This is a genomic window from Corynebacterium sp. LK28, from assembly GCF_014335105.1.
Lineage (GTDB): Bacteria > Actinomycetota > Actinomycetes > Mycobacteriales > Mycobacteriaceae > Corynebacterium > Corynebacterium macclintockiae.
This window is the reverse complement of the sequence record NZ_PDGZ01000008.1, coordinates 45,029-60,192: the sequence shown is the minus strand read 5'-3', so window position 1 is coordinate 60,192 and position 15,164 is coordinate 45,029. Positions and strand designations below refer to the sequence as shown.

General features: G+C 63.9%; 16 protein-coding genes. 15 read left to right on the top strand and 1 reads right to left on the bottom strand.

The window, feature by feature from the left end; genetic code table 11:
- Window positions 1-2: 2 nt before the first annotated feature.
- Window positions 3-485: an inorganic diphosphatase gene (locus tag CRD15_RS02560; RefSeq protein ID WP_034969150.1), complete on the bottom strand. Its 483-nt coding sequence runs from the start codon at window positions 483-485 to the stop codon at window positions 3-5.
- A 46-nt stretch (window positions 486-531) separates the two neighbouring features.
- Between CRD15_RS02560 and dacB the strand changes: the two genes are divergently transcribed.
- The 15 genes from dacB (at window position 532) to CRD15_RS02485 (ending at window position 15,164) form a co-directional block, all read left to right on the top strand.
- Window positions 532-1,866, top strand: coding sequence for a D-alanyl-D-alanine carboxypeptidase/D-alanyl-D-alanine-endopeptidase (dacB, locus tag CRD15_RS02555; RefSeq protein ID WP_187401823.1), 1,335 nt, complete (start codon window positions 532-534; stop codon window positions 1,864-1,866).
- Window positions 1,867-1,872: 6 nt separating this feature from the next.
- A complete protein-coding gene (gene tilS, locus CRD15_RS02550) occupies window positions 1,873-2,931 on the top strand; it encodes a tRNA lysidine(34) synthetase TilS (protein WP_187401822.1) in 1,059 nt (352 codons plus the stop codon).
- Between the two features lie 90 nt (window positions 2,932-3,021).
- The gene (gene hpt, locus CRD15_RS02545) at window positions 3,022-3,603 is read left to right on the top strand and encodes a hypoxanthine phosphoribosyltransferase (RefSeq protein ID WP_034969460.1); all 582 of its coding nucleotides are present in this window, start codon (window positions 3,022-3,024) and stop codon (window positions 3,601-3,603) included.
- Between the two features lie 87 nt (window positions 3,604-3,690).
- Window positions 3,691-6,069, top strand: a complete 2,379-nt coding sequence (gene ftsH / locus CRD15_RS02540; protein ID WP_187401821.1) for an ATP-dependent zinc metalloprotease FtsH — start codon at window positions 3,691-3,693, stop codon at window positions 6,067-6,069.
- Complete coding sequence (gene folE, locus CRD15_RS02535) at window positions 6,069-6,665, top strand: GTP cyclohydrolase I FolE (RefSeq protein ID WP_034992471.1); 597 nt, start codon at window positions 6,069-6,071, stop codon at window positions 6,663-6,665. The genes ftsH and folE overlap by 1 nt, the downstream gene beginning before the upstream one ends.
- A gap of 38 nt (window positions 6,666-6,703) precedes the next feature.
- Window positions 6,704-7,555, top strand: coding sequence for a dihydropteroate synthase (gene folP / locus CRD15_RS02530; protein ID WP_187401905.1), 852 nt, complete (start codon window positions 6,704-6,706; stop codon window positions 7,553-7,555).
- A complete protein-coding gene (locus CRD15_RS02525) occupies window positions 7,548-7,958 on the top strand; it encodes a dihydroneopterin aldolase (RefSeq protein ID WP_187401820.1) in 411 nt (136 codons plus the stop codon). The genes folP and CRD15_RS02525 overlap by 8 nt, the downstream gene beginning before the upstream one ends.
- On the top strand, window positions 7,955-8,494 hold the full coding sequence (folK, locus tag CRD15_RS02520; RefSeq protein WP_034969137.1) for a 2-amino-4-hydroxy-6-hydroxymethyldihydropteridine diphosphokinase: 540 nt from the start codon (window positions 7,955-7,957) through the stop codon (window positions 8,492-8,494). Before CRD15_RS02525 ends, folK begins: the two co-directional genes overlap by 4 nt.
- Window positions 8,495-8,518: 24 nt before the next feature.
- Window positions 8,519-9,010 carry a DUF3180 domain-containing protein gene (locus tag CRD15_RS02515; protein WP_034992465.1) on the top strand — a complete coding sequence of 164 codons (492 nt, stop codon included), beginning with the start codon at window positions 8,519-8,521 and terminating at the stop codon, window positions 9,008-9,010.
- A 10-nt stretch (window positions 9,011-9,020) separates the two neighbouring features.
- Complete coding sequence (locus CRD15_RS02510) at window positions 9,021-10,124, top strand: DUF6779 domain-containing protein (RefSeq protein ID WP_187401819.1); 1,104 nt, start codon at window positions 9,021-9,023, stop codon at window positions 10,122-10,124.
- Window positions 10,125-10,174: 50 nt separating this feature from the next.
- Entirely contained in the window at window positions 10,175-11,074 is a 900-nt protein-coding gene (locus tag CRD15_RS02505; RefSeq protein ID WP_370546766.1) for a Rossmann-like and DUF2520 domain-containing protein, read from the top strand.
- 5 nt (window positions 11,075-11,079) lie between these two features.
- Window positions 11,080-12,027, top strand: a complete 948-nt coding sequence (gene panC / locus CRD15_RS02500) for a pantoate--beta-alanine ligase (protein ID WP_187401818.1) — start codon at window positions 11,080-11,082, stop codon at window positions 12,025-12,027.
- A gap of 4 nt (window positions 12,028-12,031) precedes the next feature.
- Window positions 12,032-13,048, top strand: a complete 1,017-nt coding sequence (locus tag CRD15_RS02495; RefSeq protein WP_187401817.1) for an aldose 1-epimerase family protein — start codon at window positions 12,032-12,034, stop codon at window positions 13,046-13,048.
- Between the two features lie 123 nt (window positions 13,049-13,171).
- Window positions 13,172-14,827, top strand: coding sequence for a sodium:solute symporter family protein (locus CRD15_RS02490; RefSeq protein WP_043012606.1), 1,656 nt, complete (start codon window positions 13,172-13,174; stop codon window positions 14,825-14,827).
- A 37-nt stretch (window positions 14,828-14,864) separates the two neighbouring features.
- The gene (locus CRD15_RS02485) at window positions 14,865-15,164 is read left to right on the top strand and encodes a hypothetical protein (protein ID WP_034969127.1); all 300 of its coding nucleotides are present in this window, start codon (window positions 14,865-14,867) and stop codon (window positions 15,162-15,164) included.

The window sequence follows — 15,164 nt, the reverse complement described above, 5'->3', positions numbered from 1 at the left end:
AACTAGCCCTGGTAGCGGTCGATGGCTTCCTGCAGGATGCGCTCGGCCTCTGCCTTGTTGCCCCAACCGGAGCCGTTAACTTCCTTGCCCGGCTCCAGGTCCTTGTAGTGGACGAAGAAGTGCTCGATCTCGTTCTTGGTGAACTGGTCGATGTCCTCGATGTCCTGGAACTGCTCGAAGCGAACGTCATCCAGTACGCACAGCAGCTTGTCGTCGCCGCCGGCCTCGTCGGTCATCTTGAACACGCCAACCGGGCGAGCCTTGACGATCACGCCGGGGAATACTGGCTCCGGCAGAATCACCAGGGCGTCCAACGGGTCGCCGTCCTCGCCCAGGGTGTGGTCGATGAAGCCGTAGTCGGCCGGGTAAGCCATCGGGGTGAACAGGTAGCGGTCCAGGTAGACCTTGCCGGACTCGTGGTCTACCTCGTACTTGTTGCGGGAGCCCTTCGGGATTTCAATGGTTACTTCGATGTTTTTACTCATGCGCACCATTCTAACCGAGCGCCGTTTTTCGGCTAGGGTGAAGCAAGTGAGTAAGCAGAAGTCCCTGAAAGTGTGGCTGTGGAGCATCCTGGCCTTCGTGGTCGTGGTCGCCGCCGTGGTGGGGGCTGCCTTGGTGTGGGCGATGAATGGCCGCTACGAGGTGCAGGCCGCTGACCAGCTCGCGCAGCCCGCCGCGGTGATGCACGCGCCTGAGGGGGACGTGCCCGATGTTGAGGCCGCGGTGCGCCGCGCCGCTGCGGATCCGGCGCTCGGCATGCTGTCTGCCTCTGTCACCGACGCGAAGACTGGCGAGGTGCTGTGGGCCAAGGATGAGAACCGGAAGCTTACCCCGGCTTCTGCCACCAAGCTGGTTACTGCTGCTGCCGCGCTGCTGGCGCTAGACGGTGACGCTACGTGGAAGACCGAGGTCCTGCAGGATCCTTCCGACCCCGGCACGCTGTATCTGCGCAGCGATGGCGATGTCACTCTTTCCCGCGACGGCAATGGCTTTTTTAACGACGCTGCCTCGATCGCCACGCTGGCCGAGGACGTAAAGAAGGAGCTGGGGGGTCAGTCCGTCAACAAGATTGTCGTGGACAACTCCATTCGTTCCGAAGACCTTTTCAACAAGTCGTGGGATCGCGCGGATATCGATGGCGGTAACGTCGCGAACCTCGATGCTGTGATGTTGGACGCCGGCCGGCTCAACTCTGGGGAGTCCTATTCTGCCCGCTCCCACACCCCGGGCGAGGATGTGGGGCGTGCCCTAGCCGATGCGCTCGGCGCTGATGCGGAGGTCGGTGTTTCTTCGGAAATGACGCCAGATCTCAGCAACCAAAGCCCTATTGCACAGGTCGAGTCTGCACCGCTGAAGGTTCGCCTGCGCGACATGCTGGTGCACAGCGACAACATGCTGGCCGAGGCCGTTGGCCGGGAGATTGCTAAGGCGAAAGGCGCACCACAGACTTTTGAGGGCGCCACGAAGGCGACTCTGGACGTGCTGAAGGAACACGGCATCGATACCGAGGACGCGGTGCTTTTCGACAACTCGGGTATGAGCGACAAGAACCGCCTGACCGCCCACGAACTGGATGCCCTCCTGGCCAATGAGCAGCTGCGGCCTTTGCTGGACATGCTGCCGGTCTCCAGTGTGGAGGGAACCCTGGCGGAGCGCTACGGTGCTGGTTCGGGGGCGGAACAATCCGCAGGCTGGGTGCGCGCCAAGACGGGCACCCTGTCCGGGGTTAATACTCTGGCGGGCACCGTCATGACCTCCTCCGGGCGTTCCCTCACTTTCGCCTTCCTGTCCAACGACTCTTCGCCGGACGCCGCCCGCCCGGCGCTGGATCGGCTGGCCGATGCGGTGCGCTCCGCAAAGTAGTAGCCAATGAGTGTGCAGTCGCAGATCCGAGCCTGGCTGCAGGCACTGGATAACAGCGAAGCTGGCGCAGCACGAACCGGCGCAGCACGGGCGGAGCAGGTTCGCGCCGGGGCAGTAGTGGGACTGTCTGGCGGCGCGGACTCATTGGCGCTCGTCCATGGGCTGCTGCGCTGCGGAGTACCCGTGCACGCGGTGGTGGTTGACCACCAGCTGCAGGCGGGCTCGGTGCAGGTGGCGGCGGAAGCTGCGGCCACCGCACGCTCGTTGGGCGCCACAGCGGAAGTTCGTACGGTTGAGGTCGCAGGGGCGGGCGAAGGCCCGGCGCGTGAAGCTCGCTACCGCGCCCTGGGCAATGCTGCCGCCGGGCGCCCCCTGTTGGTCGCCCATACTGCGGACGACGATGCCGAAGGGCTGCTTATTGGGCTGACCCGCGGATCTGGGGCGGAGGCCATCGCCGGGATGCGCGGTGTACACACCGACCACGTCGCCGTGGCTGCGGGGGCGGCCTGGCTCGGTCGGCCACTACTGCGCTGCGCGCGGGCGGAGACGGAAGCGGAATGCCTCAACGCGGGGCTTTCCTGGTGGGAGGACCCGCACAATTCCAGCGATGCTTACCTGCGCAGCCGCATTCGCACCCAGGTGCTGCCATATCTGCAGGATCAACTCGGGGAACATATCGGCTCTAACATGGCGCGCACCGCGCGGATGCTGCGGGAAGATGCCGAGCTACTGGACGAACTCGCGGCACGGGGGCTGCGGGTGGCGGAGCAGGGGGCGTCATTAAAATGCGCCGAACTACAACAACAACCAGCGGCACTACGGCGCAGAATCGTTAAGCAATGGCTGGCCGAACGCACCGGACCGCTCACCAGCGCGCACCTGCACGCCATAGACGCGCTGGTCGTGGCATGGAAAGGACAGGGAGGTGCGGCGGTACCCTGGCCGCAGGGCTCGCCTACAATTGGCGAGGTAACCGCCCAGGCGAACACCGACCTGCGGCGCACGCATCGACTAGTGGTGCAGCGCCGCGACGGGTATCTGCAGCTAGCGACTGTCCCCAGGTAGTAGCTGCGCGCTAGAATGCCAGGCAGGCATAAACGGCGGAGAAAACCGACGGAAACCACAGCGAAACAACACGACGAGACGAGGTCGATGATGCACAGCGAAAAGAACTTCAATGTCCCGGAAAACCCCTACGGCGACGACTTGGAAAGTGTCCTCATCGACGAGGAAACCCTGCACGCCCGTATTAAGGAGCTAGCGCAGGCGACCGCCGATCGTTTCCGTGACGAAGAAGACGACCTCATCCTGATCTGCGTGCTGAAGGGCGCGGTGTTCTTCATCACCGACTTCGCGCGAGCGCTGGACATTCCTACGCAACTCGAGTTCATGGCAGTGAGCTCCTACGGCAACTCCACCAGCTCTTCCGGTGTGGTGCGCATCCTGAAGGACCTGGACCGCGACATCGAGGGGCGCAACGTTGTGATTGTCGAGGACATCATCGACTCTGGCCTGACCCTGTCCTGGCTGCTGAAGAACTTGCGCAACCGCAACCCGAAGTCGCTGTCCGTCGTCACGCTGCTGCGCAAGCCCGACGCACAGAAGGTGCAGATCGACCTGGCCGACGTTGGTTTCGATATTCCCAACGAGTTCGTCGTCGGCTATGGTTTGGACTTTGCGGAGCGCTACCGCGACCTGCCCTACGTCGGCACCCTGCACCCGAGCGTCTACCAGTAAAAACCCAGCCCACAAGCCTCTGCCCATAGGTACGAGCCCATAGGCACGAACCGCTCGGCATTTGAGACCAACAACACTCTAGGAAATATGGACAAGAAGAAGGTACTGAGGATCGCGGGTATTGTCGCCGTGATCCTCATCGCGATCTATGCGTTCGGTGTTTTAACTGATGACGCCCGCGGCTACGACGAGGTCGAGACCTCGGTAGCCATGAAGCAGCTGGATGACAAGAACGTCAAGGAAGCTCAGATCAACGATCGTGAGCAACAAGTGCAGCTGAAGCTGAAGCGCTCGATCGAGGTCGATGGCAAGAAGGACATCGAGCAGGTCATCGCGAAGTACCCCGGCCGGGCGGCACCCGAGATCTTCGACGCGGTAAAGAAGTCCGAGGCGGAGAAGTTCAACACAAAGGTCACCGAGGATAGCTTCCTGGGCAGCCTGCTGGTGATGCTGCTGCCGATGCTGCTGATCTTCGGCCTGCTGATGTTCATGTTGTCCCGCATGCAGGGTGGCAGTGGCATGGGCGCCTTCGGCTTTGGCAAGTCCACCGCCAAGCAGCTGAACAAGGACAATCCGGATACCACCTTCGACGATGTCGCCGGTGCGGATGAGGCAGTGGAGGAGCTGGATGAGATCCGCGACTTCCTGACCGACCCCACCCGCTACGAGGCCCTGGGTGCGAAAATTCCGCGTGGCGTGCTGCTGTACGGTCCGCCCGGTACCGGTAAGACTCTGCTGGCTCGCGCCGTGGCGGGCGAGGCCGGAGTGCCGTTCTTCACGATCTCCGGTTCCGACTTCGTGGAGATGTTCGTCGGCGTGGGTGCCTCCCGTGTGCGCGACCTGTTCAAGCAGGCGAAGGAGAACTCGCCGTGCATCATCTTCGTGGACGAGATTGACGCGGTCGGCCGCCAGCGTGGCGCCGGCATGGGCGGCGGCCACGACGAGCGCGAGCAGACCCTGAACCAGTTGTTGGTGGAGATGGACGGTTTCGGTGACCGTGACGGTGTGATCCTCATGGCCGCCACCAACCGCCCGGACATTCTGGATCCGGCGCTGCTGCGCCCGGGTCGTTTCGACCGTCAGATCCCGGTGACTAACCCGGATCTGGCAGGCCGCGAGCAGATCCTGAACGTACACGCCAAGAACAAGCCACTGGCCAAGGATGTGGACCTGAAGTCACTGGCCAAGCGCACCGCGGGCATGTCCGGTGCGGACCTGGAGAACGTACTGAACGAGGCCGCACTGCTGACTGCCCGCGTGGAAGGCAACGTGATTACCGCCGACGCGCTGGAAGAGGCCACCGACCGCGTAGTGGGTGGTCCGCGCCGCAGCTCGAAGATCATCTCGGAGCACGAGAAGAAGGTCACCGCCTACCACGAGGGTGGCCACACGCTGGCTGCCTGGGCGATGAAGGACATCGACCGTGTGTACAAGGTGACGATCCTGGCGCGCGGCCGCACCGGCGGCCACGCCATGACCGCGCCCGAGGACGACAAGGGCATGTACAACCGCTCCGAGCTGTTCGCCCGACTGGTGTTCGCCATGGGTGGCCGTGCCGCCGAGGAGCTAGTGTTCGGCAATCCGACCACGGGTGCTTCGGCTGACATCGAGATGGCCACGAACATCGCGCGCGCGATGGTGGTGGAGTACGGCATGAGCCCCGTCGTGGGCGCCGTGAAGTACGGCCAAGACGAAGGCGACCCGTTCGTCGGCCGAGGTGGCCAGGGCGGAAACCAGCCTTCCCAGAACGTTGCGAACCAGATCGACGATCAGGTGCGCATGCTGATGAACAAGGCCCAGCAGGTGGCGTACGAGGTATTGCGTGAGAACCGCGATTACCTGGACACCCTGGCCTCGAAGCTGCTGGAGAAGGAGACTCTGCGGCGCCCGGATCTGGAGGCCATCTTCGAGGGCATCGAGACCCGCGAGGTATCGGATATCTTCCCGATGCAGGATCTGGATCGCCCATGTGATCACCGCGAGCCCGTGAAGACTCCCGTGGAGCTGGCCCGCGAGCGCGGCGAGGAGCCGCCGGAGAGGACCAACTTCTTTTCCGCCGCCCGCTGTGCGCGCATGGAAAAGCGCAAGGCACAGAACGAGCAGCGCCAGGCCGAGCGCCTGCAGCAGGGACAGCAGCAGTTCCCGCAGACCGGTCGACACAGCCAGCCGGATCCGCAGGCACAGCCGGGTCGCCCGGTGCCTCCGGGGGAGGAGCGTGGCTTCCAGCTGCCCGATCATGAGAAGCCGGATAACCAGCAGACCAAGCAGCAGGGGCCGGAGCCACAGGGGCAGCAGGAGCGGCGGGATCAGCAGGAGCAGCAGGCGCCGCAGGAGCAGGCACCGGTCCGCTACGAGCGTGGCGAGATGCCGAAGCAGTCCTTCCCCTGGGAGCAGGACTGGCAGCAAGATAAGGGCGGTCGTTCCGACAACGAGTCGGGCGGCCAGCACAGGCAGGAAGACTTTTAGTGAACAACCCGCAACAGCCGCTCGACCCCGGTTCCTTCGACCAGAAGCGGGCAGAGGCGGCCATTCGTGAACTGCTTCTCGCCATCGGGGAGGATCCCGACCGCGAGGGTCTGAAGGAAACTCCGGCTCGAGTAGCGCGTGCTTACCGCGAGACCTGCTCCGGGCTGTACGAGGATCCCACAGAAGTGCTGAACAAGACGTTTAGCGAGGATCACCGGGAGCTGGTGCTCGTCCGCGACATCACCTTCTACTCCATGTGCGAGCACCACCTGGTGCCCTTCTTCGGCAAGGCGCACATCGGCTACATCCCAGGCGAGTCCGGCAAGGTAACCGGCCTGTCCAAGCTGGCGCGCCTGATCGACGGGCTGGCGAAGCGCCCACAGGTTCAGGAGCGCCTGACCTCCCAGGTCGCCGACGCGCTGGTGGAGAAGCTGGATCCCTCTGCCGTGATTGTCGTGTTGGAAGCCGAGCACCTGTGCATGGCCATGCGGGGCATTCGCAAGCCCGGCGCCAACACGGTGACCTCAGCGGTACGCGGTGGCTTCCAGAAGAACTCGGCCTCTCGCGCAGAAGCGATGGCGCTGATCCGGCCGTGACGGACTCACAGCTCACCGGGCCGCAGCGGACGCTGGTCATGGGCATCCTCAACGTCACCGAGGATTCCTTCTCTGACGGCGGAGCCTACCCCAGCACCGAAGCCGCACTGGCCCACGCGGAGGCCATGATCGCCGACGGTGCGGACATCATCGACGTTGGCGGGGAATCCACCCGCCCGGGTGCGACCCGCGTGGATCCGGCCGTGGAAGCCGCCCGCGTTACCCCCGTCATCGAGGAGCTTTCCCGGCGGGGAATCTCCACCAGCATCGACACAATGCGGGCATCAACGGCACGGGCGGCCTGGAAAGCGGGCGTCACTTATATCAACGACGTCTCCGGCGGCCTGGCGGATCCAGGGATGCTGCCGTTGGCCGCGGAATCCGGTCTGCCGATCATCCTCATGCACTGGAACAAGGGAAACGCAGCCGATTTCGCCGGTGCCGAGGGCTATCACGACCACGGCGAGGATATCGTCGGCCACGTCATACGCTGGCTAGAGCAGCGGATCGAGGCGGCGGAGGCGGTAGGCGTCCAGAAGAAACAGATCTACCTAGACCCCGGCATCGGTTTTGCGAAGACCCCGCAGGAAAACTGGCAGCTACTTGGTGCGACCGAACGGCTGGTGCAGATGGGGTATCCGGTGCTGATCGGCACGTCGCGCAAACGCTTTCTGACTGCGCTGCGTCCGGCCAGCGACGGCCAGCCCGGAACCCCGGAATCGGCGGACGATGCGACGGCCGCTACCTCCGCGCTGGCAGCGGCAGTTGGCGCCTGGGCGGTGCGGGTGCATAAGGTAGCTCCGACACGGGTTGCCGTCGACGTGGCATACGCAATGGCCACCGGACGAGGCCCCGACATCGACGAGCATTGGAGGGCACGACGTGGCTGACCGCATCGAGCTCATCGGCGTGGAGGCATTCGGCCACCACGGCGTGTTTTCGCAGGAGAAAGACGCAGGCCAGAAGTTCATCGTAGACATGGTGGTGTGGACGGATTTCCGGGCCGCCGCCGATTCCGATGCGCTGGAAGACACGATTAACTACGTGCAGTTGGCCGACATTGCGGTCAACGCCGTCGAAGGCAAGGGTGCACAGGGCACACAGGGTGCGCAGAGCCTGCAGAGCCAGCCACAGAGCCACGACCTGATCGAAACGCTGGCCTCCCGCATCGCCGACGAGATCGCAGAGCTCGGCGGGGTCTACGCCGTCGAGGTGACAGTGCACAAGCCGGAAGCGCCGATCGCCCACCCGTTCGCCGACGTGCGCGTGGTGGCTAGGAGGTCCAAGCGATGATCACCGTATTCCTCGGGATTGGATCGAACATGCCGGGCGACGTCGGCAGCCCCACCGCGCAGATCGAGCGCGCCTACGAGCTGCTGGCCATGCACCCGGCCATCGAGATCGTGGAGAAGTCGCGGATCTTCGCGACCCCGCCGTGGGGTGGGGTCGAGCAGCAGGAGTTCCGCAATTCCGTCGTGGCTGTGCGCACGTCGCTGGACCCACTGGCGCTGCTGCACCACTGCCAATTTGCCGAGGCCGTGGCTGGTCGGGTGCGCGAGGTCCGGTGGGGCCCGCGGACGGTCGATGTCGATATTCTTTTTGGTTTTGACGCCCAGTCCCAGCCCCTCCAATCCCAGGGCAAGTGGGGGTTTGAGCTGGTCATTCCGCATCCCTACGCCCACGAGCGGGCATTTGTGTTGGTGCCCCTGAGCGACCTGCAGTTGGCTCGCGAACCCTGGTGTACCTTGGGCGGGCGAGGCATCATGGAATGGCTGGACGAGGTCGATCCGGCGGAGCGGAAAGCCATCGTCCCGGCTGGCGAAGGATAGGGACGAAGGATAGGAAGGCAACCAATGGGCCCGCTGAAGCGCACGAAGATTTCGGCGATCGCTGCGGTAGCGGTTGTGTGCGCCCTCATCGGGTGGGTGAGTGTGCTGAGTTTCTACGGCAGCATGCCCCCGATCAAGACCACCGGTTCCGTCCTGCTGTGGCTGTTCGCCATCGTGTGCGCGGTAGCCGGATGGGTGATTCGCAAGCGGATTGGCGACAACGGGGTAGGGATGGATCGCTCGCAGATTCAACCGACGACGGTAACCCAGTGGCTGGCGTTGGGGCAGGCCACTGCGTGGGCTGGTGCGGTGTTTCTCGGGCTGTTCGCCGGGGCGGGGTTGTACATCGTGCCGAACGCGGGGCGCCTTATGGCCGCAGAGGCTGATCTGCCGGGCGTGATCTCTGGCGTTTTAGGGTCTTTGGCCGCCGTGGTGGCGGGAATCTGGCTGGAGCGCAGTTGCGAAGCGCCACCGCCGGATGCGCCATTCACAGCTAATGGCCTTGACGTTGGGTAGTGTGTTGATCATGAGCTTCCAGCAGTCTCCTAAGCCACAGCAGTCTCACCAGCCGCAGTCGCAGCCTTTCGATGGGCATCAGGACATGGATGCCCAGGGTTATGAGGATCGATACGAAGGCCAGGGGGCGGACTTTAACGGCTCGCCGGTTGCTGCGAACGAACCCTCCGGTTTCTCCCGCTTCCTGATGTTTGGCCTGGTGGTGCTGGCCCTTTCGGCTAGCGTGCTGATGCTTTTCATGGATTCCGATGGCTGGCTGAAGGTCGCGCTGATCGCTGCACTGTGGGCGGCGTTCTTCGGCGTAGTGCTGGTTCTGCGTTACTCGGGTGCGCTGAAGCTCGCACGCGAGCAGGCGGAGAACCAGGAGAGCTACTACCAGTCCCAACTGGAGCACGAGCGCGCACAGCTGGACAAGCGCGAGGCAGATGCAAAGGCGAAGTACGCTGCCGAGGCGAAGCAGGCGCAGGATCAGCGTGATAAGCACCTGGACGAGCTACGTGCGGAGTTGGCGCACATGCGCCAGCAGCTGGCGGCGCTGACCGGCCAGAGCTTCGACGAAGGCGAGCAGCGCGCCGTGCGCGCAACCGCCGAGCGCGTGCACGAGTTGGGGCAGGGCAGTGGCCACGGTAGCCAGCAGGGTGTGCGCACTCAGGAGGCAGCGCGCGCCGGGCAGAACGCTCGCGCGCAGCAGGCTCAACAGGCTCAGCAGGCGCAGTCGCGCCAGGGGCAGCACCGCAGCAAGCCGAAGTTCAACACCGGCACTTTCGCCGCGGTGAAGTGGGGTGGCCAGGATTCCGAGGAAACCTCCCAGCTGCCGCTGGTTGTGGATACCACGGCCATGAACGAGGCTAAACACTCTGGAACTAAGCACGCTGAAACCAAGGGCGCAGAAGCTCAGAGCCCCCAGCCTGCCCCCGCCCAGAAGCGCCGCGCGCAGATGCCCAGCGCCGAGGCTGTGCGCTCCGGCCGCACCCACACCGCCAACCCGGCTTCCCAAGCGGCGGGCCAGGATCCGCAGGCCGGGGAGCCGGAGGCGCCCCACGGTCGCCGTCGCGCCGATGAAAAGGAAGACGGCCTCACCGTCGCCGAGCTGATGAAGCGTTTCCAGAAGTAACTCTCCTCCTAGATAACTCTTTTAACGCGACTACCCAGAGGCACCTACGCATGATGGGAATGGATATCCAACAACCGCGCCTGTCCGTCGGCATTATCTCTGCCGGGGCAGTGGGGGTGGCCCTTGCAGAGGCCTTCGGACGCGCCGGCCATCACGTACATGGCGTGTACGTGCATTCGGCACGTTCGGAAAAGTTGGCGTCAAGAAGAATCCCGAACATCCCACAGACCAGCCTGAGCAGCACCGCACAGGCCGCGCTGGTGGTGCTGGCGGTGCCGGATCCGAAGCTGCCCGATGTGATCGAGAAGGTGGCGCAGCACACGCGCGACGGGCAGATCGTCGCGCACGTGTCCGGTGCGTTCGGCTGCGATATTCTGCAGCCGATTACCGATACCGGTGCGCTACCACTGGCGCTGCACCCGGCGATGACCTTCACAGGAACGCCGGCCGACAGCGAACGGCTGGATGGATGCGCATGGGGTGTGACCAGCGATTCCGAGGTCGGTGATGTGGTGGCACAGACGCTGGTGGCCAGCCTGGGCGGAGTGCCCGTGGCCATCCCGGAACACCACCGGGCGGCCTATCACGCAGCCATGGCGCATGCGGCGAACCACCTGGTGACTTTGCTGACGGATGCGCAGGAGATCCTGGACCGCGTGGTCGACGCGCCGGGGGAAAGCCCCGACAGTGCCCTGCTGTTGCGCCGCATCGCCCACGCCGCGGTGGATAATGCGCTGGACAAGCGTATGGATGGGCTCACCGGACCCGTAGCTCGGGACGATGCGCCCGCAGTGATGCGCCACCTGGCCGCGCTGCGGGAGCTAGGAGACTCGGCCGAAGAAGCAACTGGCCACGGCCAGTCCAGCGAGGCCGCCTACACGGCGATGGCCCGCCGCACCGCGCTAAAGGCAGGGGCTATTGAGGTCGAAAGGCTGCTAGATCTAGAGTAAGAACCATGACGTTCACACCTGGCCAGGCAGAGGTTTTCACCGAAATCAAGGCGATCGGGCAGCTGACCCGCGCGATGCGTAAAGCGGGTCGTCCCGTGGTGCTGGTGCCCACGATGGGCGCGCTGCACGAAGGTCACCTGTCGCTGGTGCAGGCTGCGCAGCAGATCCCGGGCGCGCTGGTCGTGGTCAGTATCTTCGTGAACCCTCTGCAGTTCGCGGAAGGCGAGGATCTGGATGCCTACCCGCGCACTCTGGATGAGGACGTGGCAAAGCTGAAGGCTGCGGGCGTGGACGCGGTATTTGCTCCCAGCCCCCGCGAGATGTACCCCAACGGTCCGCGCACGACGATCCACCCGGGCGAGGCCGGCCGTATCCTGGAAGGCGCCCACCGCCCGACCCACTTCGCGGGCGTACTGACGGTCGTGAACAAGCTTTTCACCATCACTCATTGCGACCATGCCTTCTTCGGCGAAAAGGATTACCAGCAGCTGTTGCTGATCCAGCAGATGGTTACGGACTTGAATATGGAGGTGCAGGTCCACGGTGTGCCGATCGTGCGCGAGGCCGACGGCCTGGCGAAGTCCTCCCGCAACGTTTACCTGTCCGAGGAGGAGCGCGAGCTCGCCCTCACCCTGTCCGCTGCCCTGACCGCCGGCGCCTTCGTCGCCGAGCAGGGCCCTGCGGCGGTTCTGCAGACCGCCGGATCTATTCTGGACGCCGCCTCCGGCGTGGACGTCGATTATCTTGAGCTGCGCGGTACGGATCTTTCCGACTGCCCGGAAGACGGCGAGGCGCGTCTGCTGGTGGCGGCGCGCGTGGGGACCACGCGCCTGATCGACAACGTGGGCGTGCCGCTGGGCACCGGCTTCAAGGGCCTGGACGACGGCGGCGAAGGCGCCAACGGTGCCAACGGCGGTGAGGGCGGTGCAGCCCCCGAAAACTCAGGTGAGTAGAACAATGAGCGACGAACTAGACACCTTGAAGCGCCATTCCCACCCCTTCGTGGAGATCTCCGCGGGGGAGTATCGCGCCAGCATCTCCACCTTCGGCGGTGGACTGCGCAGTCTGGAATACTCCGGCAAACCCCTGGTGGTTTCCTACCCAGAGGGTGCCTACCCGCCATTGTCCTCCGGCATCATCCTGGCACCGTGGCCGAACCGCACCGCCGACGGGGTCTTCGCCCACGACGGCGTGCTGCACCGGTTGGACATTACGGAGCCGGCTCGTGCTACGGCGATCCACGGATTCGTGGGCCAGATGGCCTGGCACGTCGCCGACCGGGGTGAGGACTTCGTGGCTCTGGAGCTGTCCACTGGCCTGCGCCCGGGGTGGCCGTGGCCGCTGTACATGCGGGTGACGTGGTCCCTCGACGCGAATGAGGGGCTGCGCGCCGCCTTCGCCGTCCGCAACTCGGGAGATGCTTCCTGCCCCTTCGGACTGGGATGGCACCCATATCTGAGCGCCCTGGGAGCTCCGCTTGACGATTGTGTGCTACACCTTTCCGTCGATGCAAACCTGCCGCTGGACTCGGTGCGTAACCTGCCCGCCGGCCCGGAGATTCCGGCTTGCTGGGTGCTCCCGGATCTGGAAACCGGCCAACGGATGGCCGGGGTGTGGCTGGACCACTGCTTCGGCCCGATGCCGGAGGGCCATAGGTCGTTCGGCTGCCTTGGCTCGGCAATTAAGGCTTCTGACGCTGCCGACGGTTATGCCGACGCACGCCTGCTCAACCCGGACGGCGAGGGCGTGCACCTATGGGTGGGAGAGGGCTTTGAGTGGTTCCAGGTGTTCACCGCCGACCCGGCTCGCCGTGAGGGCTACCCCGGTGTGGGCCGAGCCCTAGCCGTCGAGCCGATGACGTGCCCGCCGGACGCTCTACGCTCCGGTAAAGACCTCATTCGCCTGCAGGCGGGGGAGGAGCGCAGGTTCGAATGTGGGATTTCTTTTGCGCCGCGTGAAAAAGATTTCCTTTAGCACCCCTATCGGCGTTAGAATCGGAAATGTATAAAATATCCAATAGTTCTCGTCGCTGGTAGTTGAGAATAACGACGATTGGTGCCTGGGACGGGGACGCGACGTTCCTGGAGGTTCGCAGCTATGACAGCTGAAGGACTACGTTTGGACGCGAGCTGGGTAGACTACGCGCTGGTCGCGCTATACTTCGCTTTCGTCCTAGGTATCGGTTGGGCAGCTAAGTCCAAGGTGTCCAGCTCAATTGACTTCTTCCTCTCCGGCCGCTCCCTACCCGCGTGGGTGACGGGCCTGGCCTTCATCTCCGCCAACCTGGGCGCCGTAGAAATCGTGGGCCACTCGGCCAACGGCGTGCAGTACGGATTCGAGACCATGCACTACTTCTGGATCGGCGCGATCCCGGCTATGGTCTTCCTCGGCATCGTGATGATGCCCTTCTACTACGGCTCCAAGGTGCGTTCCGTGCCGGAGTTCATGCAGCGCCGCTTCGGCAACGGTGCGCACCTGGTCAACGGCATTTCCTTCGCCGTCGCCCAGCTGCTGATCGCCGGCGTGAACCTGCTGCTGCTGGCCAAGGTCGTTAACTCCCTGCTGGGCTGGCCGCTGTGGGTCACCCTGGTTGTCGCCGCAGCGATCGTGCTGTCCTACATCACCTTGGGTGGCCTGTCCGCCGCCATCTACAACGAGGTGCTGCAGTTCTTCGTGATTATTGCTGCCCTGCTGCCGCTGACCATGATCGGCCTGCACCAGGTCGGCGGTTGGTCTGGCCTGCAGGAAAAGGTTGCGGATTCCTCGCACTTCCACACGTGGCCGGGCACCGAGATCTCGGGCTTCGAAAACCCGATCGTCTCGGCGATTGGCCTGGTCTTCGGCCTGGGCTTCGTGCTGTCCTTCGGCTACTGGACCACCAACTTCGTGGAGGTGCAGCGCTCCATGGCAGCCGACTCGCTGTCCGCCGCGCGTAAGACCCCGATCATCGGTGCATTCCCGAAGATGTTCATCCCCTTCCTGGTGGTCATCCCCGGCATGGTCGCCGGTGCGACGGTCACCCCGATCATGGATGGTTCGGCGGAACCGAATGATGCGATCCTGTACCTGATGCGCGATCTGCTGCCGAACGGCCTGTTGGGCGTGGCAATTGCGGGTCTGCTGGCTGCGTTCATGGCCGGTATGGCGGCGAACATCTCGGCGTTCAACACCGTGTTCTCCTTCGACATCTGGCAGTCCTACATCGTTAAGGATCGAGACGACGAGTACTACCTGAAGGTCGGCCGCGTGGCCACCGTCGGCGCCACCGTCATTGCCGTGTTCACCGCCCTGTTGGCCTCCAACTTCGGCAATGTCATGGACTACCTGCAGACGCTGTTCGGCTTCTTCAACGCGCCGCTGTTCGCCACCTTCATCTTGGGTATGTTCTGGAAGCGTATGACGCCCACCGCAGGTTGGGTCGGCCTGGTTTCCGGTACGGGTGTCGCGATTGCCTACTGGGTTGTAGCGACCTTCGGCAGCACCGACATTGGCTTCTTCAACCTGCCGGGACAGGGCACGGCCTTCGTCGCAGCCTCCCTGGCCTTCGTTACGGACATTGTGGTCTCCGTCCTGGTTTCCTTGGTCACTAAGCCAAAGCCGGACGAGGAGCTGGTGGGCTTCGTCAAGTCCGTCACCCCGAAGGAGAACCTCACGGACGCCGCAGAGGCCACCCTGCCGTGGTACCGCCGCACCGTCCCGCTGGGCATTCTGTGCCTGGTTCTGGTGACTGTCCTCAACATCGTGTTCGCCTAAGCGCAGTTAAGATTCCAGAAAGGAGTGAACGGACACAATGGCTAACAACACCGAAGCAAAGGTCTCTAAGACCTCCAAGCGTTCCCACATGGCCGGCGCTTTCGACATCCGCAACGTCATCGGTTCCCTCATGGGCCTGTACGGACTAGTGCTCTTGATCAGCTACTTCCTGCTTGATCCGGGTATGGATGTGACCACCGGCGAGCCGAAGAATGAAACGTATAACCTGGTGTGCGGGCTTGCCATGATCGCCGTGGCGGCGGTCTTCTTGCTGTGGACCAAACTGGATCCCATCAAGATCGACGAATCTGCCGCACAAGACGTTCAAGCTGAGTAA

Excerpts from the sequence above, each read along its gene's own strand:
- folP (WP_187401905.1), top strand. The coding sequence starts at position 6,704 with ATGGGCATCCTCAACGTCACCGAGGATTCCTTCTCTGACGGCGGAGCC.
- panC (WP_187401818.1), top strand. The coding sequence starts at position 11,080 with ATGACGTTCACACCTGGCCAGGCAGAGGTTTTCACCGAAATCAAGGCG.
- CRD15_RS02510 (WP_187401819.1), top strand. The coding sequence starts at position 9,021 with ATGAGCTTCCAGCAGTCTCCTAAGCCACAGCAGTCTCACCAGCCGCAG.
- CRD15_RS02505 (WP_370546766.1), top strand. The coding sequence starts at position 10,175 with ATGATGGGAATGGATATCCAACAACCGCGCCTGTCCGTCGGCATTATC.
- CRD15_RS02490 (WP_043012606.1), top strand. The coding sequence starts at position 13,172 with ATGACAGCTGAAGGACTACGTTTGGACGCGAGCTGGGTAGACTACGCG.
- CRD15_RS02485 (WP_034969127.1), top strand. The coding sequence starts at position 14,865 with ATGGCTAACAACACCGAAGCAAAGGTCTCTAAGACCTCCAAGCGTTCC.
- hpt (WP_034969460.1), top strand. The coding sequence starts at position 3,022 with ATGCACAGCGAAAAGAACTTCAATGTCCCGGAAAACCCCTACGGCGAC.
- ftsH (WP_187401821.1), top strand. The coding sequence starts at position 3,691 with ATGGACAAGAAGAAGGTACTGAGGATCGCGGGTATTGTCGCCGTGATC.
- folK (WP_034969137.1), top strand. The coding sequence starts at position 7,955 with ATGATCACCGTATTCCTCGGGATTGGATCGAACATGCCGGGCGACGTC.
- CRD15_RS02560 (WP_034969150.1), bottom strand. The coding sequence starts at position 485 with ATGAGTAAAAACATCGAAGTAACCATTGAAATCCCGAAGGGCTCCCGC.
- CRD15_RS02495 (WP_187401817.1), top strand. The coding sequence starts at position 12,032 with ATGAGCGACGAACTAGACACCTTGAAGCGCCATTCCCACCCCTTCGTG.
- tilS (WP_187401822.1), top strand. The coding sequence starts at position 1,873 with ATGAGTGTGCAGTCGCAGATCCGAGCCTGGCTGCAGGCACTGGATAAC.
- CRD15_RS02515 (WP_034992465.1), top strand. The coding sequence starts at position 8,519 with ATGGGCCCGCTGAAGCGCACGAAGATTTCGGCGATCGCTGCGGTAGCG.